The 20,014-nt window shown below is 71.1% G+C and carries 17 protein-coding genes; 8 read left to right on the top strand and 9 right to left on the bottom strand.

Annotated elements, in window-relative coordinates; genetic code table 11:
• The first annotated feature begins 19 nt into the window (after positions 1–19).
• Complete coding sequence (gene serA / locus AB5J49_RS33225; protein ID WP_369172554.1) at positions 20–1,609, top strand: phosphoglycerate dehydrogenase; 1,590 nt, start codon at positions 20–22, stop codon at positions 1,607–1,609.
• Between the two features lie 3 nt (positions 1,610–1,612).
• Here the strand turns inward: serA and AB5J49_RS33230 are convergent, their stop codons facing one another.
• Positions 1,613–3,178: an MFS transporter gene (locus AB5J49_RS33230; RefSeq protein WP_369172555.1), complete on the bottom strand. Its 1,566-nt coding sequence runs from the start codon at positions 3,176–3,178 to the stop codon at positions 1,613–1,615.
• An 84-nt stretch (positions 3,179–3,262) separates the two neighbouring features.
• Between AB5J49_RS33230 and AB5J49_RS33235 the strand changes: the two genes are divergently transcribed.
• Positions 3,263–3,844 carry a TetR/AcrR family transcriptional regulator gene (locus tag AB5J49_RS33235; RefSeq protein ID WP_369172556.1) on the top strand — a complete coding sequence of 194 codons (582 nt, stop codon included), beginning with the start codon at positions 3,263–3,265 and terminating at the stop codon, positions 3,842–3,844.
• Here AB5J49_RS33235 and AB5J49_RS33240 read toward each other — a convergent pair.
• From AB5J49_RS33240 to AB5J49_RS33260, 5 genes are all read right to left on the bottom strand, one after another.
• Entirely contained in the window at positions 3,831–4,511 is a 681-nt protein-coding gene (locus tag AB5J49_RS33240; protein WP_369172557.1) for an ATP-binding cassette domain-containing protein, read from the bottom strand. The genes AB5J49_RS33235 and AB5J49_RS33240 overlap by 14 nt on opposite strands.
• Positions 4,504–5,481, bottom strand: a complete 978-nt coding sequence (locus AB5J49_RS33245; protein WP_369172558.1) for an ABC transporter ATP-binding protein — start codon at positions 5,479–5,481, stop codon at positions 4,504–4,506. The genes AB5J49_RS33240 and AB5J49_RS33245 overlap by 8 nt, the downstream gene beginning before the upstream one ends.
• A complete protein-coding gene (locus AB5J49_RS33250) occupies positions 5,471–7,267 on the bottom strand; it encodes an ABC transporter permease subunit (protein WP_369172559.1) in 1,797 nt (598 codons plus the stop codon). Before AB5J49_RS33250 ends, AB5J49_RS33245 begins: the two co-directional genes overlap by 11 nt.
• On the bottom strand, positions 7,264–8,754 hold the full coding sequence (locus AB5J49_RS33255) for an ABC transporter substrate-binding protein (protein WP_369172560.1): 1,491 nt from the start codon (positions 8,752–8,754) through the stop codon (positions 7,264–7,266). Before AB5J49_RS33255 ends, AB5J49_RS33250 begins: the two co-directional genes overlap by 4 nt.
• Positions 8,755–8,821: 67 nt before the next feature.
• Positions 8,822–10,060: a PucR family transcriptional regulator gene (locus tag AB5J49_RS33260; RefSeq protein WP_369172561.1), complete on the bottom strand. Its 1,239-nt coding sequence runs from the start codon at positions 10,058–10,060 to the stop codon at positions 8,822–8,824.
• Positions 10,061–10,233: 173 nt separating this feature from the next.
• On the opposite strand from AB5J49_RS33260, the gene AB5J49_RS33265 reads away from it, so the two are divergent.
• Both AB5J49_RS33265 and pruA read left to right on the top strand, forming a co-directional pair.
• Positions 10,234–11,160: a proline dehydrogenase family protein gene (locus AB5J49_RS33265; protein WP_369172562.1), complete on the top strand. Its 927-nt coding sequence runs from the start codon at positions 10,234–10,236 to the stop codon at positions 11,158–11,160.
• Positions 11,161–11,209: 49 nt separating this feature from the next.
• Entirely contained in the window at positions 11,210–12,841 is a 1,632-nt protein-coding gene (gene pruA / locus AB5J49_RS33270; RefSeq protein WP_369172563.1) for an L-glutamate gamma-semialdehyde dehydrogenase, read from the top strand.
• Between the two features lie 68 nt (positions 12,842–12,909).
• Here the strand turns inward: pruA and AB5J49_RS33275 are convergent, their stop codons facing one another.
• Positions 12,910–13,116: a DUF5988 family protein gene (locus AB5J49_RS33275; protein WP_369172564.1), complete on the bottom strand. Its 207-nt coding sequence runs from the start codon at positions 13,114–13,116 to the stop codon at positions 12,910–12,912.
• Between the two features lie 87 nt (positions 13,117–13,203).
• Between AB5J49_RS33275 and AB5J49_RS33280 the strand changes: the two genes are divergently transcribed.
• Positions 13,204–13,761, top strand: coding sequence for a GNAT family N-acetyltransferase (locus AB5J49_RS33280; protein WP_369172565.1), 558 nt, complete (start codon positions 13,204–13,206; stop codon positions 13,759–13,761).
• A gap of 259 nt (positions 13,762–14,020) precedes the next feature.
• On the top strand, positions 14,021–14,161 hold the full coding sequence (locus AB5J49_RS33285) for a hypothetical protein (protein ID WP_369172566.1): 141 nt from the start codon (positions 14,021–14,023) through the stop codon (positions 14,159–14,161).
• Between the two features lie 100 nt (positions 14,162–14,261).
• Here the strand turns inward: AB5J49_RS33285 and AB5J49_RS33290 are convergent, their stop codons facing one another.
• Positions 14,262–15,854: a purple acid phosphatase family protein gene (locus AB5J49_RS33290; RefSeq protein WP_369172567.1), complete on the bottom strand. Its 1,593-nt coding sequence runs from the start codon at positions 15,852–15,854 to the stop codon at positions 14,262–14,264.
• 142 nt (positions 15,855–15,996) lie between these two features.
• Here AB5J49_RS33290 and AB5J49_RS33295 point away from each other — a divergent pair, with 142 nt between their 5' ends.
• Both AB5J49_RS33295 and AB5J49_RS33300 read left to right on the top strand, forming a co-directional pair.
• Positions 15,997–17,040 carry a 3-isopropylmalate dehydrogenase gene (locus AB5J49_RS33295; RefSeq protein WP_369172568.1) on the top strand — a complete coding sequence of 348 codons (1,044 nt, stop codon included), beginning with the start codon at positions 15,997–15,999 and terminating at the stop codon, positions 17,038–17,040.
• Between the two features lie 272 nt (positions 17,041–17,312).
• Positions 17,313–18,401 carry a branched-chain amino acid aminotransferase gene (locus AB5J49_RS33300; protein WP_369172569.1) on the top strand — a complete coding sequence of 363 codons (1,089 nt, stop codon included), beginning with the start codon at positions 17,313–17,315 and terminating at the stop codon, positions 18,399–18,401.
• Positions 18,402–18,480: 79 nt separating this feature from the next.
• Here the strand turns inward: AB5J49_RS33300 and AB5J49_RS33305 are convergent, their stop codons facing one another.
• Complete coding sequence (locus AB5J49_RS33305; protein ID WP_369172570.1) at positions 18,481–19,923, bottom strand: cytosine permease; 1,443 nt, start codon at positions 19,921–19,923, stop codon at positions 18,481–18,483.
• Between the last annotated feature and the right edge of the window lie 91 nt (positions 19,924–20,014).

Raw genomic sequence — 20,014 nt, forward strand, 5'->3', positions numbered from 1 at the left:
TGGACATGTGAGGACTCACGTGAGCTCGAAACCCGTCGTACTCATCGCTGAAGAGCTTTCGCCCGCGACCGTGGACGCACTTGGCCCGGACTTCGAGATCCGGCACTGCAACGGCGCCGACCGGGCCGAACTGCTCCCGGCCATCGCCGACGTGGACGCGATCCTGATCCGCTCCGCCACCAAGGTCGACGCCGAGGCGATCGCCGCCGCCAAGAAGCTCAAGGTCGTCGCGCGAGCCGGCGTCGGCCTCGACAACGTCGACGTCTCCGCCGCCACCAAGGCCGGCGTGATGGTCGTCAACGCCCCCACCTCGAACATCGTGACCGCCGCCGAGCTGGCCTGCGGTCTCCTCGTAGCCACCGCCCGCCACATTCCGCAGGCCAACGCCGCGCTGAAGAACGGCGAGTGGAAGCGCAGCAAGTACACGGGTGTGGAGCTCGCCGAGAAGACCCTCGGTGTCGTCGGTCTGGGCCGTATCGGTGCGCTGGTCGCCCAGCGCATGTCCGGCTTCGGCATGAAGGTCGTGGCCTACGACCCCTACATCCAGCCCGCCCGCGCCGCCCAGATGGGCGTCAAGGTGCTGTCGCTGGACGAGCTGCTCGAGGTCTCCGACTTCATCACCGTCCACCTGCCCAAGACGCCCGAGACCGTCGGCCTCATCGGCGACGAGGCGCTGCGCAAGGTCAAGCCCAGCGTGCGCATCGTCAATGCCGCCCGCGGCGGGATCGTCGACGAGGAGGCGCTGTACTCCGCCCTCAAGGAGGGCCGGGTCGCCGGCGCCGGTCTCGACGTGTACGCGAAGGAGCCCTGCACGGACTCCCCGCTGTTCGAGTTCGACCAGGTCGTCGCCACTCCGCACCTCGGTGCCTCCACCGACGAGGCGCAGGAGAAGGCCGGTATCGCCGTCGCCCGCTCGGTGCGTCTCGCCCTCGCCGGTGAGCTCGTGCCGGACGCGGTGAACGTCCAGGGCGGCGTCATCGCCGAGGACGTCAAGCCGGGTCTGCCGCTCGCCGAGCGCCTGGGCCGGATCTTCACGGCGCTCGCCGGTGAGGTCGCGGTCCGCCTCGACGTCGAGGTGTACGGCGAGATCACCCAGCACGACGTGAAGGTGCTGGAGCTCAGCGCCCTCAAGGGTGTCTTCGAGGACGTCGTCGACGAGACGGTGTCGTACGTCAACGCCCCGCTGTTCGCCCAGGAGCGCGGCGTCGAGGTGCGGCTGACGACCAGCTCGGAGGCCACCGACCACCGCAACGTGGTCACCGTGCGCGGCACGCTCGCGGACGGCGAGGAGGTGTCGGTCTCCGGCACGCTGGCCGGCCCGAAGCACCTGCAGAAGATCGTCGCGGTCGGCGACTACGACGTCGACCTCGCGCTCGCCGACCACATGGCCGTCCTGAAGTACGAGGACCGTCCGGGTGTCGTCGGCACCGTCGGCCGCATCTTCGGCGAGGCCGGCATCAACATCGCCGGCATGCAGGTCTCGCGTGCCGTCGCCGGTGGCGAGGCGCTGGCCGTCCTGACCGTTGACGACACGGTGCCCCTCGGGGTGCTGACGGAGGTCGCCGAGGAGATCGGGGCGACGTCCGCCCGTGCGGTGAACCTGGTCTGAGTTCTATCGAACGCCGGACGCGCTGAGCTTGCTCGGCGCGTCCGGCGTTTCGCATGCGGGCTCCGGCGCCTGGACCCGGCGCAGAGTGACCGCCGCCAGTCCGGCCGCGCCCGCCAGCAGTACCGCTCCCGCGATCGCCGCCCCCTGCATCCCGCTGGTGAACGCCTCCCGCGCCGCCGTCGCCAGTCCCGGGACCCGGTCGGCGACCGCCAGCGCGCCGCCCAGCGTCTGGTGCGCAGCGTCCGGCGCCGACGCCGGGATCTCGTGACGGTAGATCGCCGTGCCGATCGAGCCGAGGACGGCCATGCCGAGGGCGCCGCCGAACTCGGCACCGGTCTCCAGCAGGGAGGACGCGGACCCCGCTCGTTCCACCGGGGCGGATCCCATCGCGAGGTCCATGATCTGGGACATCACCGTGACGCCTCCGACGGCGAGGACCGCGCACGCGGTCAGCACCAGCCACAACGCGTCCGTGCCGGCGAGGGACAGCAGTACGAAACCGGTCGCGGCGATCGCGAAGCCCGCGGTGACGACGTAGGCGCGATTGACGCCCTTCTGCACGAGCTGGGTCGCGACCGGCGCCGCCGCCCCGATCGGCACCGACGGCAGCAGCGCCCACAGGGCCGCCTCCAGCGCGCCCTTGCCGAGCACCGACTGCAGGTACTGCGTGGTGAAGTAGGACGAGCCCATCAGCGCGAACATGCAGACGAGGTTGAGGCCCACGGAGGGCGCGAAGCCCCGTCCGCGGAACAGGTCCGGGGAGATCATCGGTGCCGCGGCCGTGCGCTGACGGTGGACGAAAAGGGCCGCGAACAGCAGGCCGACGGTGATCGAGACGACGTAGCGGACGTTCCAGCCCTCGGACGGGATCTCCTTCAGGCCGTAGACCACGGGAAGCACCGCCGCCATCGACAGGGGAACGCTCAGCCAGTCGAAACGGCCGGGTGCGAGGTCCTTGGACTCGGGGAGCAGGATCGGGCCGAGGACCAGCAGCAAGGCCATCGCGGGCAGGTTGACCAGGAAGACCGAGCCCCACCAGAAGTGCTCGACCAGCACCCCGCTCATCACGGAGCCGAGTGCGATCCCGGCCGTCATCACACCGGACCACAGGCCGATCGCTTTCGCGCGCTGCGCGGGGTCGGTGAACAGCGTGCGGAGTATGGCCATCGTCGAGGGCATCAGGGTCGCGCCGCCGATGCCGAGGATCGCGCGGGCCGCGATCAGGGTCTCGGCGCTGTTCGCGTACGCCGCCATCAGCGAGGCGGTGCCGAAGGCGGTGGCGCCGATCAGCAGGAGGCGGCGGTGGCCGACGCGGTCGCCGAGTGAGCCCATCGTCATCAGCAGGCCGGCCAGGACGAATCCGTAGATGTCGAAGATCCACAGCTGCTGGGTGCCGGTCGGCTCCAGGTCCGCGCTGATCGCCGGGACCGCGAAGTAGAGGACGGAGACGTCCATGGAGACCAGCAGCAGCGGAAGCATCAGCACGCCGAGGGCGGTCCATTCGCGGCGGCCGGCGCGCCCGGCGCGGGCGGGTGGCGGCGTGGTGGTGCTCGTCGGGTTCGTTGTCATGCCAGGGAATGTACGCGCGTCTTAAACGCTTGTCTAGGACGTTTGTGTATGACGGGCGTATGGATCGGCGGTAGGGTGTTCGGCATGGGACACCGTGAGGATCTGCTCGAAGGCGCCAAGCGCTGCCTGCTGGCGAAGGGTTTCGTGCGGACGACCGCGCGCGACATCGTCAAGGAGTCCGGGACCAACCTGGCGTCGATCGGCTACCACTACGGGTCGAAGGACGCGTTGCTGGCGCAGGCGTACGTGTCGCTGGCCGAGGGGATGGGGGACGCCTTCGAGGGGGACGGGGCCGCCATGAGCGCCGAGCCCGGTTCCCTCGAACGGTTCCGCGAGGTGTGGGCGAACGTCATCGGCACCATGCGGCAGCCGGGATCGATCTGGCATCTGAGCATGGAGATCGTGGTCATGGGCGACCAACTGCCCGAGGTGCGCGACTACTTGGCGCGGGCCCAGCGGGAGGCCGGGCGCGGGTTCGTGCCGATGCTGATGGGCGGGCGCGAGGAGGACGTCTCGGACGAGACCGCCGACACCCTCGGCATGTTGTACGTGACCTTGATGACGGGGCTCATCGCCCAGTGGACCTTCGATGCCAAAACCGCGCCCAGCGCGGAGCAACTCACCGAAGGCCTGCGCCAGGTGATCGAGGCCGCTACGCGGAAATGACGCGCCCCTCGCGCATCTTGATCGTCCGGTCCGCGAAATGCCGTACGACCGCCCGGTCGTGGCAGATGAAGAGGTAGCCGAGGCCGAGGTCGTCCTGGAGGTCGGCGAGCAGGTTCAGCACGCCGGCCCGCACCGAGGGATCGAGGGCCGACACGGGCTCGTCCAGGACCAGCAGGCGCGGTTCGGACGCCAGCGCACGGGCGATTCCGGCGCGTTGGCACTGGCCGCCGGAGAGTTCGTGCGGGTGGCGGTCGCCGTACGACGGGTCCAGGCCGACCCGGTCGAGGAGCTCGGCGACGCGGGCGGGGCCGTCGGTGCCGCTCCAGCGGCCCTGCACCTTCAGTGGTTCCGCCACCGCGTCGCGGATGCGGTGGCGGGGGCTCAGTGAGCCGTACGGGTCCTGGAAGACGGGCTGCATGCGCGGACGGAGCGGGCGCAGCTCACGTTCGGTGAGGGTCGTCAACTCCCGGCCCTCGAAGAGGACTTCACCGGCGTCCGGGCGGCGCAGCTGGAGGACCGCGAGAGCCGTGGAGGACTTGCCGCAGCCGGAGGGGCCGCTCAGAGCGAGGGTCTCGCCGGCGGGCAGGGTGAACGAGACGTGGTCGACGGCAGTCGCGTCGCCGTAGCGGACCACGAGGTCGCGGACCTCGAGCAGGGCATCACTCATGGAACAACTCCGTTGCCGGACAGGGGAGTTCGCGCCAGCGGTGACAGGCCACCAGGCGTCCCGCCACCTCCTGGGGCTCCGGCCGCGCCGTATGGCAGAGGTCCGCCGCGAGCGGGCAGCGCGGACTGAAGGCGCAGCCCGGGGGGAGTGCGCCAGGGGCGGGTGGGGTGCCGCGCAGGGCGGGGAGACGGCGGCCGGGGGGTGCGTGCTGGGGGAGGGAGGCCAGCAGGCCCGCCGTGTACGGGGCGCGGGGGCGGCCCAGGACCTCGTCCGCCGGGCCGAGTTCGGTGAGGTGGCCGGCGTACATCACCAGCACGCGGTCCGCGTGGTCCCGTACGACGTCCATGTCGTGGGTGACCAGCACGAGCGCGGCCCCCACCGCCTCCCGCTGCTCGGCGAGCACCCGCAGTATCTGGTCGCGGTGCTCCTCGTCCAGGGCGGTGGTGGGTTCGTCGGCGACGACGACGTCGGGTTCGTTGATCGTCGCCATGGCGATGACGGCGCGCTGCCGCATGCCGCCGGAGTACTCGTGCGGATACGCCCGCGCCTTGCGGGCGGCGTCCGGGATGCCGACCCGCTCGAGTGCGGCGATCGCCCGGGTCCGGGCCTCCTTGCGGGAGACGCGGGCCACCGACCGTACGGCGGCGGCGAGTTGGTCGCCGACCGGGTGCACGGGGGACAGGGCGGACAGGGCGTCCTGCGGGACGAGGGAGATACGGCGGCCGCGGTGGGCCGCGAGGTCCGGCTCGATCGTTCCGCCCGTCGTCGCGCCCCGGGGCAGCATGCCCAGCAACGCCCGGGCCGTGAGGGACTTTCCGGCGCCCGACTCGCCGACGATCGCCAGCACTTCGCGTGGGCGGATGTCGAAGGAGAGGCCGCGCACGACCTCGACCTCGACCTCGCCCTCGGCGAAGGCGATCCGCAGGTCGCGCACCGACAGCAGCGGTTCGGTGGGGTGCTCAGGCTCCAACGGAGGTCTCCTTCCGTGCGGCGCGTACGGCGCGTGCGCCGCGTTCGGCCCTGGGGCCACCGGCCTTGCGGGCCGGCCGCCTCCCCTGTACGGCCGCCGCTCCCGACACCGCCAGCCCCGCCAGCAGGGCCAGCGCGACGGCCGGGGCGAGGGCCGCCCAGGGGGCGCGTTCGACGTAGGCGCGGGACTCGTCGAGCAGCAGGCCCCACTCGGGGGTGGGCGGCTGGGCGCCCAGGCCCAGGAAGCCGAGGGACGCCAGGGCGAGGGCGATGCCGGGCAGGCGCAGCAGGGCATGGCGGGCGACCGGGGCGGCGACGGACGGCAGGACGTGCCGGGTGAGGATCCAGAACGGAGTCGCGCCGATGGCTCGTTGGGCGCTGAGGAACGCCGATGCCCGCACCTCCTGCACCAGTGCCGCCGCGTGCGCGGACAGGGCCGGCCAGGAGATCAGGGCGACGGCGAGGGCCGCGCCGCCGGTGCCGGGACCGGCCGCCGCGGCGACCAGGATGCCGACGATCACCGGGGGCAGCGCGTTGGCGATGTCGGCCGCTCCCGCCGCGATGCCGGGCAGGAAGCCCAGCGCGAGCGCGACGAGCAGGCTCAGCGCGCATATGGCGGCGGCCGTGCCGACCGTCGAGGCGGCGCCATGACCGAGCCGGGCGAGCACGTCGCGGCCGAGGGCGTCGGTGCCGAGCGGGTACGCCCAGGAGGGGGCGGCGAGGCGGGCGGCGGTCCGCACGGTGTACGGGTCGCGCAGCAGGCCCCAGCCGATGGTCACGGCGAGGACGGTGAACAGCGTCAACGGGATCGCCGGGTGCGTGCGGACCGGACGGGCCGGCGGCAGCGTCAGCCCGGCGTCCCGCAGCGCGGGGCCCAGCAGCCGGCGCCGTACGCCCACCGCCAGTGCGCCCGCGACCAGGCCGAGCAGCAGCAGGGCCAGGACGGAACCCTGGAGCAGCGGCAGGTCCTGCGACTTGGCCGCGCCGAGCGCCGTACGGCCGATGCCGGGCACCGCGAACACCATCTCCACGGCGACCGCGCCACCGGTCAGGCCGACGGCGACCATCCCGAACTGCGGTACCAGCGGCGGCAGCACGCGCTTGAGGGCGGCCGCCGAGATCCTCGTACGGCTCACTCCCGCACCCCGCCACAGCTCCACCCACCGCTCGTCGAGCACGGCGGGCAGCGCGTCCGCGACCAGCCGGCCGAGCAGACCGCCCGCCGGGACGCCGAGGGCGATCGCGGGCAGCACCAGGTACTGGGGGCCCGCCCAGCCGGCCGTCGGCAGCCACCCCAGCCACACCCCGCACACCAGCAGCGCGACCGTGGCCAGCAGGAACTCGGGCACGGCGGCCAGCATCGCGGCGAGCGCCCCGGCCGACCCGCGTCCCCGCACCAGTACCGGCGCCACCAGCACGGCGGCCAGCACGACCGCCACGCCGAGCGCCGCGCCCATCAGGCCCAGCGACACCTGGAGCCCGGCGACGACGGACGGCAGGACGTCGGTCCCGGACACCCAGGAGGTGCCGAGGTCGCCGTGCAGCAGGTCAGAGGCCCAACTCCCCAGCAGGGAAAGGGGGCCGACGCCCAGCCCGAGGTCCTCGCGGATCGCGGACAGGGCCTCCTCGGTCGCCTCCTGCTCGGCCGACCGGGCGCGCAGCACGGTGAGCGCCGGGTCCCGGCGCGAGAGCCAGGGCAGCAGGCCGACGGCGGTCAGGACGGCGACGAGACAGCCGAAGCGGGTCACCCCGGCCGGGCTGACCAGCTTCCTCGCTATGACCTTCACTTGATGTACGTGTCGATCGTCACGAGCTCACGCTCGCGCGGGTCGTGTGCGGCGTCGACGACTCCGGCGCCGTCGCCCTGGATCACGCGCTCGTGGAGCATCGGCACCGCCGCGTCCTGGGCGAGCACGGCGGCCTCGGCCTCGATGACCGCCTTGCGGCGGGCGTCGCCGGCCCGTGTCTCGCCGGCCTTCTTCAGCTCGGCGTCCACGGAGGGGGCGGCGAGCTGGGAGAGGTTGAAGGAGCCGTCGGAGGCGAAGTCGCTGTACAGGTAGGCGACCGGGTCGCCGGAGTCGAGGACGGTGGCGCGGGAGAGGATGAACGCGTCGAACTTGCCCGCGAGGGCGTCGGATTCGATGTTGGCGTACTCGCGGACGTCGAGCTTCACCTTGAACCCGGCCTTCTGCAGCTGCTGCTGCAGCGTGGCGGCGACCTCGGGCAGTTCGGCGCGGTCGGTGAAGGTGCCGATGGTGATCGTCGTGCCGTTCGGCTTGCCGGCCTTCGTGTGCTTGACGGGCGTGCGCAGCTTGGCCGCCCACGGCAGCGCGGGCCCGAGCAGTCCCTTGGCGACATCCGCCCGCCCCTCGTACACGCCCTCGACGATCGACTTGGCGTCGATCGCCTCCCGGGCGGCGGCGCGCAGCGAGGCGTCCTTGAAGGCGCCCTTCTCGGTGTTCAGGTAGAGGGTGTTGGTGCGCGGCATCGGGACCTCGGTGATCAGGTCCTGGTCGAGGACGGCGGCCTGGGAGACCGGGATCGCCTCGACGATGTCGGCCTCGCCGGTGCGCAGGGCGGCGGCGCGGGCCGTCCCGTCCGGCACGAACGTGACGTCGATTCCCGGGGCCTTGGCCTTGCCGCCCCAGTAGGCGTCGTAGCGGTCGAGGGCGGCGGAGGAGGTGCCGTTGACCTTGACGAGTTCGAAGGGGCCGGTGCCGGCGCCGACGGGGTCGACCGTCTTCCCCCGGTACGCCTTGGCGGCCAGGATCGACAGCTGGGGTGAGCTGAGCCGCTGCGGGACGAGGGGGTCCTCGGTGCCGGTGGTGACGGTGACCGTGTCGGGGTCCTCGGCCTTCGCGGTCAGCTCGACGCCGTCGAGGATGCGGGGCTTGGGTGCGGCGGTGGCGGCCTTGGTGAGCGACCGTACGACGGCGTCCGCGTCGAGCTTCGTGCCGTCGTGGAAGGTGACGCCGTCGCGTATCTCGAAGGTCCAGGTGCGGCCGGCCTGCTGCCACTTGGTGGCGAGGGCGGGCTCGGCGTCGCCTTCCTTGTCGAGCTTCACCAGGGTCTCGGCGGTCGACCAGCGCGACAGCTTGAACGCGTCGTCGCTCAGCGGGGACAGGCCCGATCGGGGCGGCAGCATGTGCGCCACACGGATGCGCTTGCCCTCGGCGGCCGCCTCGTCGGACCCCGCCGAGGAGAAACAGCCGGTGAGCAGGGCGGAGGCCGCGGTGACCGCGGTCAGCGGGAGGAGACGGGCGGGCACGCGCACGGGACACTCCGAGTAAAGGCGGTCAAAGATTGAACGTTCACCGACCGTAGCATGATGATAATCGTTTTCAAAAGCCCAGGCGTGCCCCCTTCAACCCCATGTGCAGCAGCAGCCGGTCCTCCCCGTCGTCCAGGTCCAGGCCCGTGAGTTGTTCGACGCGGGAGAGGCGGTAGTAGAGGGTCTGGCGGTGGATGCCGAGTTCGGCGGCCGTGCGGCCGGCCTGGCCCGCGCAGTCGAGGTAGACCTCGGCGGTGCGGGCGAGTTCGTGGTGCGTGGGGGAGAGGAGAGGGGCGACCGCGGGGTCGTGGAGCGTCTCCGGGGAGAGGGAGGTCAGCAGACGGTACGGTCCGATGCGCGACCACTCGGCCACCGGCCCGAACCGCGGTTCCGCCAGGGCCGCGCGGGTCGCGGCCGACGCCTCCTGCCACATGACGCCCAGATCGGCGAGACCGGAGCGCGGTTCACCGACGCCGGCCGCCACCCGTGCCCGGCCCCGCGGGGACGGCCGGGACGGCGCCTGGGCCGGGCCTTCCTTCAGCAGCCGGGACGCCGCCGCCAGTGCCGCCGTGCGCACCTCGGGCGAGCGCAGCCGTACGAGCACCGCCAGGCTCTGCCCGGTCGCCCCCCACGGCACCGTGCACAGCGCGGTCGCGTGCGGCACCGTACGCACGGACGGGGCGTCGTCGGGGTCGGCCGAGGGCCAGGGGGCCACGCAGACCACCGTATGGACGCCGTCCGCGCGTGCGCCCAGGGCCGTGCGCAGCTCGGCGACCGCCATGTCCCCCTGCCAGCCCCGCTCCGCGGCCAGTACCGCCCGCAGCTCCCGGCTCAGATCCGCCCCGTGCTGCGCCTCGTCCGCCAGCAGTGCGCCGATCCGGGCGGTCACCTCCATCGCCGCCGCGAGCTGCTGCTCGGTCGGGCCCGGATCGTCGTCGAGGAGCCAGACGTAGCCCAGCACCACGCCTCTGTGACGTACCGGCAGGCAGATGCGGCCGCGGTACACCCCGGCCTCCGGAGTCGGCGGGATGCGGACCGGGCCGGTCGCCCGCGTGATGCCGAAGCCCTCGAACCAGGTCCGCACCGCCGCCGTGGAGCGGCGCGTCAGGATCGAGCGGGTGCGCACCGGGTCCAGGGCCGATGCGTCGAGCTCGCCCTCGCTGTCGTACGCGCCGAAGGCGATCAGTTCGAAGTCCCGGTTCTCCAGCGTCGCGGGCGCGCCCAGCAGCTCCGAGAGCTCGTCGACGAGCTCCTGGTAGTCGTCCTTGCGGTCCTTGAATTCCGGCGTCACCCGGGCATTCTCCCGCATTTCCGCGAGGACTTCATACATCTGTCTGAGATCTGCGGCACGGATGCGTGACAGCTGTCGATGGCCGCCGTTCGGAGGGATCCTTAGGTTTCACGGTGGTTCTCCGTGCCGTACCCGGAACATCACTTATCGGGGTGTCGGCCGTCATTCGGCTGTGTTTGTGGAGGTGCCCCGTGCTGGGTCCCGTGATTCTCGCCGCGTCGCGCAGCGACCGGATGCGACGCCTGATCTCGGCGGCCCCGGTGACGAAGCAGGTCGTCGACCGGTTCATCCCCGGTGAGAGCGTCGACGAAGTCGTGCCGATCATCGAGGAGCTCACCGCCAAGGGTCTGGAGCTGACGATGGACGTCGTCGGCGAGGACATCACCCGCCCCGAGCAGGCCGCCGCCGCCCGGGACGCCTATCTGCGGCTCATCGACCGGATCAAGGATCTGGAACTTGGCGAGGGCGTCGAGATGTCCGTCAAGCTCTCCATGTTCGGGCAAGCGCTGGAGGGCGGCCACGAGCTGGCCCTCGCCAACGTCCGCCCGGTCGTCGAGGCCGCCGCCGCCATCGGTACGACGGTCACGCTCGACGCGGAGGACCACACCACCCTCGACTCGATGTTCGCCATCCACGAGGAACTGCGCAGGGACTTCCCGCAGACCGGCTGCGTCATCCAGGCCTACCTGTTCCGCACCGAGGCCGACGCCCGCCGCCTCGCCGCGAACGGCAGCCGCGTACGGCTCGTCAAGGGCGCGTACAAGGAGCCCGCCGAGGTCGCCTACCAGCAGAAACACGAGATCGACAAGGCGTACGTCCGCATCCTGAAGGTTCTGATGGAGGGCGCCGGGTACCCGATGATCGGGTCCCACGACCCCCGTCTGATCTCCGTCGCCCAGGAACTCGCGCGGCGCGCCGGGCGAAAGCTCGACGAGTACGAGTTCCAGATGCTGTACGGGATCCGCAGCGACGAGCACCTGCGGCTGGCCGCCGAGGGGCACCGCATGCGCGTCTACACCGCCTACGGCACGGACTGGTACGGCTACTTCATGCGGCGCTTGGCTGAGAAGCCGGCGAACCTGCGCTTCTTCGTCCGCAGCATGATCACCAAGGGCTGAGCCCGCACCCGCTCGAGAACACCGCTCAAGTCAAGGAGTTACGGAACCCATGGACGCTGTGACCCAGGTCCCCACCCCCGTCAACGAGCCGGTGCACGGCTACGCCCCCGGTTCGCCCGAGCGCGCCCGCCTCGAGGCCAAGCTCAAGGAGCTGGCCGAGAACCCGATCGACCTGCCCTGCACCATCGGCGGCGAGAAGCGGTTGGGCGGCGGTGAGCGCTTCGACGTCGTGCAGCCGCACAACCACAAGGCCCGCCTCGGCACCTACGGCAACGCCACCCAGCAGGACGCCCAGGACGCCATCGACGCCGCCCTCGCCGCCGCGCCGGCCTGGCGGGCGATGTCCTTCGACGACCGTGCCGCGATCATCCTGCGCGCCGCCGAGCTGCTGTCCGGCCCGTGGCGCGAGACGCTGGCCGCCTCCACCATGCTCGGCCAGTCCAAGACCGCTCAGCAGGCCGAGATCGACACGCCCTGCGAGCTCATCGACTTCTGGCGCTTCAACGTCAAGTACGCCCGTGACCTGCTCGCCGAGCAGCCCCCGGCGAACTCCCCGGGCGTGTGGAACCGCCTCGACCACCGCCCGCTGGAGGGCTTCGTCTACGCGATCACGCCGTTCAACTTCACGGCGATCGCGGGCAACCTGCCCACCGCCCCCGCCCTCATGGGCAACGTCGTGGTCTGGAAGCCGTCCCCGACGCAGACCCACGCCGCCGTGCTGCTCATGCAGCTCCTGGAGGAGGCCGGTCTGCCCAAGGGTGTCATCAACCTCGTCACCGGCGACGGCATCGAGGTCTCCGAGGTGGCGCTCGAGCACCGCGACCTCGCCGGCATCCACTTCACCGGCTCGACCAAGACCTTCCAGTACCTGTGGAAGACGGTCGGCAACAACATCGAGAAGTACCGCTCCTACCCGCGCATCGTCGGTGAGACCGGCGGCAAGGACTTCGTCGTCGCCCACCCGAGCGCCGACCAGGCGGTCCTGAAGACGGCCCTGACCCGCGGTGCCTTCGAGTACCAGGGCCAGAAGTGCTCGGCGACCTCCCGGGCGTACATCCCGGCGTCGATCTGGAACTCCGGCTTCAAGGAGGAGTTCGCCGCCGAGGTCGACTACATCACCATGGGTGACGTCACCGACCTGTCGAACTTCATCGGCGCCGTGATCGACGAGCGTGCCTTCGCCAAGAACAAGGCCGCGATCGACCGTGCCAAGTCCGACCCGACCTGCACGATCGTCGCGGGCGGCTCCTACGACGACTCGGTCGGCTACTTCGTCCGCCCGACCGTCGTCGAGTGCACCGACCCGGAGAACGAGGTCTTCACCACCGAGTACTTCGGCCCGTTCCTCGCCGTGCACGTCTACGAGGACGACCGTTACGACGAGATGCTGGAGCAGATGGAGTCGGTGTCCGCCTACGCGCTGACCGGCTCGGTCATCTCGGGCGACCGCGCCGCGGCGGCGTACACGATGGAGAAGCTGCGCTACGCGGCCGGCAACTTCTACATCAACGACAAGTCGACCGGTGCCGTCGTCGGCCAGCAGCCCTTCGGAGGCGGCCGCGCCTCCGGCACCAACGACAAGGCCGGCGCCCCGCAGAACCTGATGCGCTGGACGCTGACCCGTGCCATCAAGGAGACGCTGGTCGCGCCGACCGACTACGCGTACCCGCACATGGGCTGACACCCCGACGCACTCCGAGAAGGGCGGGTCCGTTCAGGACCCGGCCTTCTCGGGCTGTGCGGGAGGGGCTACTCGGCGATCTCCGTGCGCTCCCACCACTCGTACACGGGCAGCCTGCCCTCCGGTGTGTCCGTGTGCCGCGAGGTCGGCCTGAAGTGCTCGTATCCGCCGCGGAGCTTGATCTTCGTGTCCGGGCCGGGGGACGGGGCCGGGACGATCCGTTCGGGCAGGTCGTCCGGGCCGCCCTCGAGGAACACTTTCGACGTGTCGTTCATGGGTTCAGCGGTTCCCCTCGTCCCGGCCCGGTGTCCCGCGCTCCGCGCAGGATCAGCCAGGTGGGCGATCCCCTCGATACTGGTCGGATGACCACGCCGACGGCCCCCCTCACCCCGCGCACCGCCCACACCGCCGACCTCACCCCCGGCGAACTGCGCGCGATCCGTGCCCTGTTGGACGACGCCTTCGACGGCGACTTCTCCGACGAGGACTTCGAGCACGGGCTCGGCGGTATGCACGCCCTGGTCCACGACGAGGCCGGGCGGCTCGTCGCGCACGGTTCGGTGATCATGCGGCGGGTGCGGCACCGGGAGCGGTGGCTGCGGGTCGGGTACGTGGAGGCGGTGGGCGTACGGTCCGACGCGCGTCGGGCGGGGCTCGGCGGCCGGGTGATGGCGGAGCTGGAGCGGGTGATCGACCGCGCGTACGACGCGGGGATGCTGTCAGCGAGCGACGAGGGGGCCGCCCTGTACGCCGCCCGTGGCTGGGAGGTGTGGGGCGGGCGGGTCTGCGCGCTGGGGCCGGAGGGCGTCGTGCACCTGCCGGACGAGGAGGGGAGCACGTTCGTGCGGCCCGCCCTCGCCGGTCCGCTCGACCCCGCGTTCGAGCTGGTCTTCGACTGGCGGGACGGCGACGTGCTCTGACGGCCAGGAAAGTAAAAGCACAGGTCAGTGGGGTGTGACCCAGTCCACCGTCTCAGATAGTAGGAAGTCCGAGTAATTGTGGAGACAGACGCGTCATCCTCGCTTAGCTTTGTAGGAGCCGAACGTCTCGCTCGATCAAGCGAATGGCGGTCGTGAGCCGGGCCCCGTGCAGGCAACCCCTGCGGCACCGCTCCCCGCCCCACCCGGCGTCTCGTAACCCCTGTCTGCACTCCCGGATTGTCGAAGGAGTCGATTTCCCATGGCCGAGACGACCGCCCGCCGTCGAGTCCGTCACCTCGCCCGTACGAGCGAGTCCGACCGCAAGAACGCCGCCGCGGCCCTCCAGCGCGCCCTCGACCGCAGGGACAACGGCGGAGCCACCGGCCACCAGGCCGCCTGACACCACAGCCGCGCACCTGCGCGGACGCACCCAAAGCCGGGAGCCGCACCCGCATGGGGTGCGGCGCGGTCTCACACCCGCGCCGCACCTCGGGGTCCGCTCATCCGCGGCGCCGCACCTCGAAGTGGTCGACGCGCTCGCCGCCCGGTGTCAGCGCCGACACCTTCAGTCGTGGCTTCGTGCCGCTCTCCGCCTCCACCGAGAGGAAGGAGAAGCCCCGGTAGCGCACCCGCGACCACTGCACGCTCTCCGTCCTGGTGTCCTGTGACTTGGTCCAGCGGAAGGAGTCGACCGACTCCCGCTCGGTGACATGGCCCTCGTAACTCTCCTCGATGCCCTTCGGGAAACCGTACAGATCCTTGCCGCCGCCGCCCGCCGTGACGTAGACGATCCCGTCCCGTGTCGGGTCCGTCGTCGCGCCGATCGGCACCGGCGCGCCGACCTCGCCGTTCAGGATCGCGTCGGTGCGCTCGTACACGTGGTTGTGCCCGTTGATCACCAGGTCGACCTGATGCTGGGCGAAGAGCGGCACCCACTCGGCGCGAATGCCCCCGTCGGAGGCGTGCGTCGAGGTCGAGTAGGCGCAGTGGTGGAAGTAGACGACCACGAAGTCGACCGCCCGGTCGGCCCGCAACTCGCGGAGCTTGCGGTCCAGCCACTTCGTCTGCCGCCCCTGCGTGTAACCGAAGTTGGCGGGGATCTCGTACGACACGTCGTTCGCGTCCAGCGCGACCACACCGACGTTGCCGTACGTGAACGCGTACACCCCCGGCGCCGTACGCGGGTCGAAGCCGCTGTCCGGCAGGGAGAAACGGGCGAGTTGGCCGCCGTAGCCGTCCGGCGAGTACCAGGCCTCCATGTCGTGGTTGCCGGTCGTCACCATCCACGGCACCGACTTCGCCACCGACTCGGTCTGCTTGAGGAACACGTCCCACATGCCCGCCTGGAACGCGTCCGAGTCCTTGCCCTTGCCGGTCGGGTTCGCGTAGCAGATGTCCCCGGCGTGCAGATGGAAGGCGGGGTTCTGGCGCAGCAGGGCGCGGTCGTTGTCGGCGGCGTGCATGCCGACCCCCTGGTCGCCGAACGCGGTGAACACGAACCGCTCGGGCGGGGACGCGGGCGCCGTGCGGAAGGAGGCGATCGTGTGCCTGCGCGCGGGGGACGCCGGGTCGAAGCCGTCGTGTCCGACGCCGTAGTAGTACGTCGTGCCCGGCCGCAGGCCGTCCAGGGCCGCGTGCAGGTAGTACTGCTCGACCGCCGCGCTCACCCCCGGTACTTCAGGGGTGTGCAGATCGCGCAGCTCCGCCTCGATCCGCCGGTCGAGGTCGTCGGGGCGCAGACCGATCCGGACGTACGGCCTGCGCACCGCTGCCGGCACCTGCCACGAGATCCGCATCCGGGTCTTCGGGTCGGCGCCGAAGGCGAGGTGGCGGCCGAAGGGGGCGACGACCGAGCCGGGCACCTTCGTGGTGGCGGAGGAGGGGGCGGAGGCCGGGGCTTTCGAGGTGGTGGTCCCCGACGTCGAACATCCCGTCAGCAGTCCGCCCGCCACGGTCAGTGTTCCGCCCGCCATCGCTGCGGCCGTCACCACCGTGCGCCGCCGCATCAGCTTGGTGCGCAGGTACTCGTGCTGTTCGGCCATGCTCATCCGGCGCGCGAGTTGAGGTGGGATGCCGAAGTCGGGAAGGTCCATGGCGGTGAAGTTCCCAGCGCACGCCAACACCTGCCCTACATGCGGGTGAACGCCAGTCGAAGGGCTGACGCCCGGCCGCGCGGGCATGTCCGTATGGCGGACATGTCGTGTCATCCCATGGGACGAGGAGTAGGGTGCCGACATGTCTCGCAGCCTCAATCTCGCAGTGATTCCCGGTGACGGCATCGGCCAGGAGGTCGTGGCCGAAGGCCTGAAGGTCCTCTCCGCCGTCCTTCCGCAGGATGTGAAGCTGGAGACCAAGGAGTACGACTTCGGCGCCCGGCGCTACCACGCCACCGGTGAGACCCTCACCGACGCCGACGCCGAGGCGCTCAAGAAGCACGACGCCATCCTGCTCGGCGCGATCGGCGACCCCTCGGTCCCGTCCGGCGTCCTGGAGCGCGGCTTCCTGCTCAAGCTCCGCTTCCTCTTCGACCACCACGTCAACCTGCGTCCGTCGAAGCTCCTCCCGGGTGTCGCCACCCCACTCGCCGGTCAGCCGGAGATCGACTTCGTCGTCGTGCGTGAGGGCACCGAGGGCCCGTACACCGGCAACGGCGGCACCATCCGCAAGGGCACCCCGCACGAGGTCGCCACCGAGGTCTCCGTGAACACGGCCTTCGGTGTCGAGCGCGTGGTCCGCGACGCCTTCGCCCGCGCGCAGGCCCGCCCGCGCAAGAAGCTGGCGCTGATCCACAAGAACAACGTGCTGACCTTCGCGGGCCACCTGTGGACCGACATCTTCAACAAGGTGGCCGAGGAGTTCCCCGACGTCACCACCGAGTACATGCACGTGGACGCGGCGACCATCTACCTGGTCACGCAGCCCGAGCGCTTCGACGTGATCGTCACCGACAACCTCTTCGGCGACATCATCACCGACCTCGCCGCGGCCGTCTCCGGCGGCATCGGCGTCGCCGCGAGCGGCAACATCAACCCGAGCGGGGAGTTCCCGTCCATGTTCGAGCCCGTCCACGGCTCGGCCCCGGACATCGCCGGCCAGGGCAAGGCCGACCCCACCGCCACGGTCCTGTCCATCGCCCTGCTCCTGCGCCACCTCGGCTACGACGCCGAGTCCGCCCGCATCGACGAGGCGGTCTCCACCGACCTCGCGGAGCGCACCGGCAAGCCCGCCCGCTCCACGTCGGAGATCGGCGACGCGCTGGCCGTACGAGTAGCCGGCTGACCGGCCGCGCCACTCGGAATCTCACGCAGATCTCTCGAAGCCGCCGGGCCACTGAAGCACCCGGCGGCTTCCCTGTGTCCGCCGCCGGGTGTCACCATCAACCCTGAGTCGCGATTCACGCCGATCAGGCCAATTTCGTCCACGGCTCCCGCTTGCGATAATCGAACGCGGAGCCGCGGATCGATGGAATGCTCGGACGTCCTAGCACTGGCCCCTGGCAGTACTGGCGTGACCGCGGCTCGCCACAACCAACCGGTGAAGGACATCTACTCATGACGACGCCCACGATCGAGCTCAAGCCGTCCGCCAGCCCCCTCGCCGCCGCGGACCGCGAGGCGATACTGGCCAACCCGGGATTCGACCGCCACTTCACCGACCACATGGTGACGATCAAGTGGACCGAGGGCCGCGGCTGGCACGACGGCCAGCTCGTGCCGTACGCGCCGCTCTCCCTCGACCCGGCCACCATGGTCCTGCACTACGCGCAGGAGATCTTCGAGGGCCTGAAGGCCTACCGCCGGCCCGACGGGTCCGTGGCCACCTTCCGCCCCGAGAAGAACGCCCAGCGCTTCCAGTCCTCCGCCCGCCGGCTCGGCATGCCGGAACTGCCGGTGGAGACCTTCATCGAGGCGTGCGACGTGCTGGTGAGCCAGGACCAGGCCTGGGTCCCGGCGCACGGTGGCGAGGAGTCGCTCTACCTGCGTCCGTTCATGTTCGCGACGGAGGTCGGCCTGGGCGTGAAGCCCGCGAGCGAGTACCTGTTCATCGTCATCGCCTCGCCGGCCGGAGCGTACTTCCCCGGTGGGGTCAAGCCGGTGTCCATCTGGGTCTCCGAGGACCACGTCCGCGCCGTGCCGGGCGGCATGGGCGACGCGAAGACGGGCGGCAACTACGCCGCCTCCCTGCTGGCCCAGGCCGAGGCCGCCGCCGAGGGCTGCGCCCAGGTCTGCTACCTCGACGCGGTGGAGCGCAAGTGGGTCGAGGAACTCGGCGGCATGAACCTGTACTTCGTGTACGGCGACAAGATCGTCACCCCGTCCCTCACCGGCTCCATCCTGGAGGGAGTCACCCGTGACTCCCTCCTCACGGTCGCCCGTGACCTCGGCTACGAGGCCGAGGAGGGCCGTATCTCCGTCGACCAGTGGCAGCGCGACTCCGAGAACGGCACCCTCACCGAGGTCTTCGCCTGCGGTACGGCAGCGGTCATCACGCCGGTCGGCACCGTGAAGCGCACGGGCGCGCAGTGGCAGCAGAGCGGTGGAGAGCCCGGCGAGGTCACGCTGAAGCTGCGCGAGGCGCTCCTCGACATTCAGCGGGGCACTGCCGTGGACCAGCACGGGTGGATGCACAAGCTGGGCTGAACAGTTGCTCGGCGTTGAGGCCGGGGTCTGGGGGCTGCCGCCCCCACACCCCCGCTTCGGCCCTGAACGGGCCTCGTCCTCAAGCGCCGGAAGGGCTGTTGTCGCTGACCGGCACCGAGTTGTCGGCCTCTGCTTCCGTCTTCACGGAAGCCGGGGCCGACAGTGCGTACGCCACGCCTCCCACCAGCCCCGACAGCAGGAAGCTGCAGTCCACCCCGCCCGTCAGCCCCAGCAGCGGTCCCTCGTAGGACGGGAGGGAGACGGCCAGCAGGCCGACCGTCGCGCCCAGCGCCCAGGACACGGTCGCCGGGATGTTCCAGCCGTCCCGGTACCAGTAGATCCCGCCCCGCGCCCGGCGGTTGAAGACCTGGAGGGCCTGCGCGTCGTACACGCCGCGGCACCGCGCGAAGCCGATCAGGGTGATGACCGCCCACGGGGTGCCGATCGCCGTGAGCAGCAGGACGAACGACGTCATCGCGTCCTGTGCCGTCGAGGCGTAGTGGCCGACGAAGACGCAGGCCGTGGCGATGACCGCGACCGCGTAGGTGGCCTGGGCGCGCGAGGCGCGCGGCAGGATGGCGTCCAGGTCGAGGCCCATGGAGTAGAGCATCAGGCCCGCGTTGCCGACCGAGCCGGCGGAGGCGGCCAGGAGGAGCGGGACCAGGTACCAGGCGGGGGAGGCGTCGACCAGGGGGCCCGCGTAGTCGAGGGCCGCTCGCGCCGCGTACGCCGTGAAGGTGCCGAACAGCTGCGGGACCAGCAGGCCCAGGATCAGGCCGAGCCAGGTCGCGTGCAGGACCCGGCGCGAGGAGTGGCGGGCCGGGGAGATGTAGCGGGTGTAGTCGCCGAGGAGCGTGATGAAGGCGACCGGGCCGGACAGGCCCGCCGCGACCGTCGCCAGCAGCCATGTCGGCCAGAATCCGCCCAGCAGATAGCCACCCGCCTCGGGCAGCGCGTCCGTGGTGAAGTGCGGGGCGTAGGCGAGCACGCCGAGGGCCAGCAGGGCCGTCATGCCGACCGCGAGGACACGGGACATGGCGAGCAGGACCCGGTAGCCGTACACCGCGCCCGCGACGGTCGCCGCGGCCAGCAGCCCGTACACCACGGCGTACGACCCCCCGCTCGCCGGCAGCCCGACGAGCCGGCCCAGCACGCCCACCATCACATCGCCGCCGATCCACACGGTCAGGGCCGTGTAGCCGAGGGCGAGCAGGAGTCCGACCACGGAGCCGACCAGACGGCCCCGGACGCCGAACTGGGCGCCGGAGGAGGTGGACAGGTTCGTCGCCGTGCGCAGGGAGATCAAGGCCAGCGGGGCGGTGAGGGCCGTGCCGGCCAGGGTGCCCACCACGATCGAGCTCACCGACGCCCACCAGTCCAGGCCGAACGACGGGGGCAGCCAGCCGAAGACGATCACCCCCAGACAGAGGTTCGAGCCCAGCAGGATCGAGACGAGGTCCCGTGGGCCGCTCGTGCGTTCCTCGTCGGGGATGGTGTCGACTCCGCGCTGTTCCATCGGCATGGCTGGTCTCCCTCGGTTTGAGTGCCGTTCAATCTGAGGTGCGCCAGGGCATGTCGTCAACCCTTTGATTCTGGCAATCTCATGTTTAGAG

Source organism: Streptomyces sp. R28, from assembly GCF_041052385.1.
In the GTDB taxonomy this organism is placed as follows: domain Bacteria; phylum Actinomycetota; class Actinomycetes; order Streptomycetales; family Streptomycetaceae; genus Streptomyces.

What these genes read in the sequence shown, in the direction of transcription:
- AB5J49_RS33280 (WP_369172565.1), top strand. Translation starts at nt 13,204, where the DNA reads ATGACCACGCCGACGGCCCCCCTCACCCCGCGCACCGCCCACACCGCC.
- AB5J49_RS33275 (WP_369172564.1), bottom strand. Translation starts at nt 13,116, where the DNA reads ATGAACGACACGTCGAAAGTGTTCCTCGAGGGCGGCCCGGACGACCTG.
- AB5J49_RS33240 (WP_369172557.1), bottom strand. Translation starts at nt 4,511, where the DNA reads ATGAGTGATGCCCTGCTCGAGGTCCGCGACCTCGTGGTCCGCTACGGC.
- pruA (WP_369172563.1), top strand. Translation starts at nt 11,210, where the DNA reads ATGGACGCTGTGACCCAGGTCCCCACCCCCGTCAACGAGCCGGTGCAC.
- AB5J49_RS33260 (WP_369172561.1), bottom strand. Translation starts at nt 10,060, where the DNA reads ATGCGGGAGAATGCCCGGGTGACGCCGGAATTCAAGGACCGCAAGGAC.
- AB5J49_RS33290 (WP_369172567.1), bottom strand. Translation starts at nt 15,854, where the DNA reads ATGGACCTTCCCGACTTCGGCATCCCACCTCAACTCGCGCGCCGGATG.
- AB5J49_RS33285 (WP_369172566.1), top strand. Translation starts at nt 14,021, where the DNA reads ATGGCCGAGACGACCGCCCGCCGTCGAGTCCGTCACCTCGCCCGTACG.
- AB5J49_RS33235 (WP_369172556.1), top strand. Translation starts at nt 3,263, where the DNA reads ATGGGACACCGTGAGGATCTGCTCGAAGGCGCCAAGCGCTGCCTGCTG.
- AB5J49_RS33230 (WP_369172555.1), bottom strand. Translation starts at nt 3,178, where the DNA reads ATGACAACGAACCCGACGAGCACCACCACGCCGCCACCCGCCCGCGCC.
- AB5J49_RS33300 (WP_369172569.1), top strand. Translation starts at nt 17,313, where the DNA reads ATGACGACGCCCACGATCGAGCTCAAGCCGTCCGCCAGCCCCCTCGCC.
- AB5J49_RS33295 (WP_369172568.1), top strand. Translation starts at nt 15,997, where the DNA reads ATGTCTCGCAGCCTCAATCTCGCAGTGATTCCCGGTGACGGCATCGGC.
- AB5J49_RS33305 (WP_369172570.1), bottom strand. Translation starts at nt 19,923, where the DNA reads ATGCCGATGGAACAGCGCGGAGTCGACACCATCCCCGACGAGGAACGC.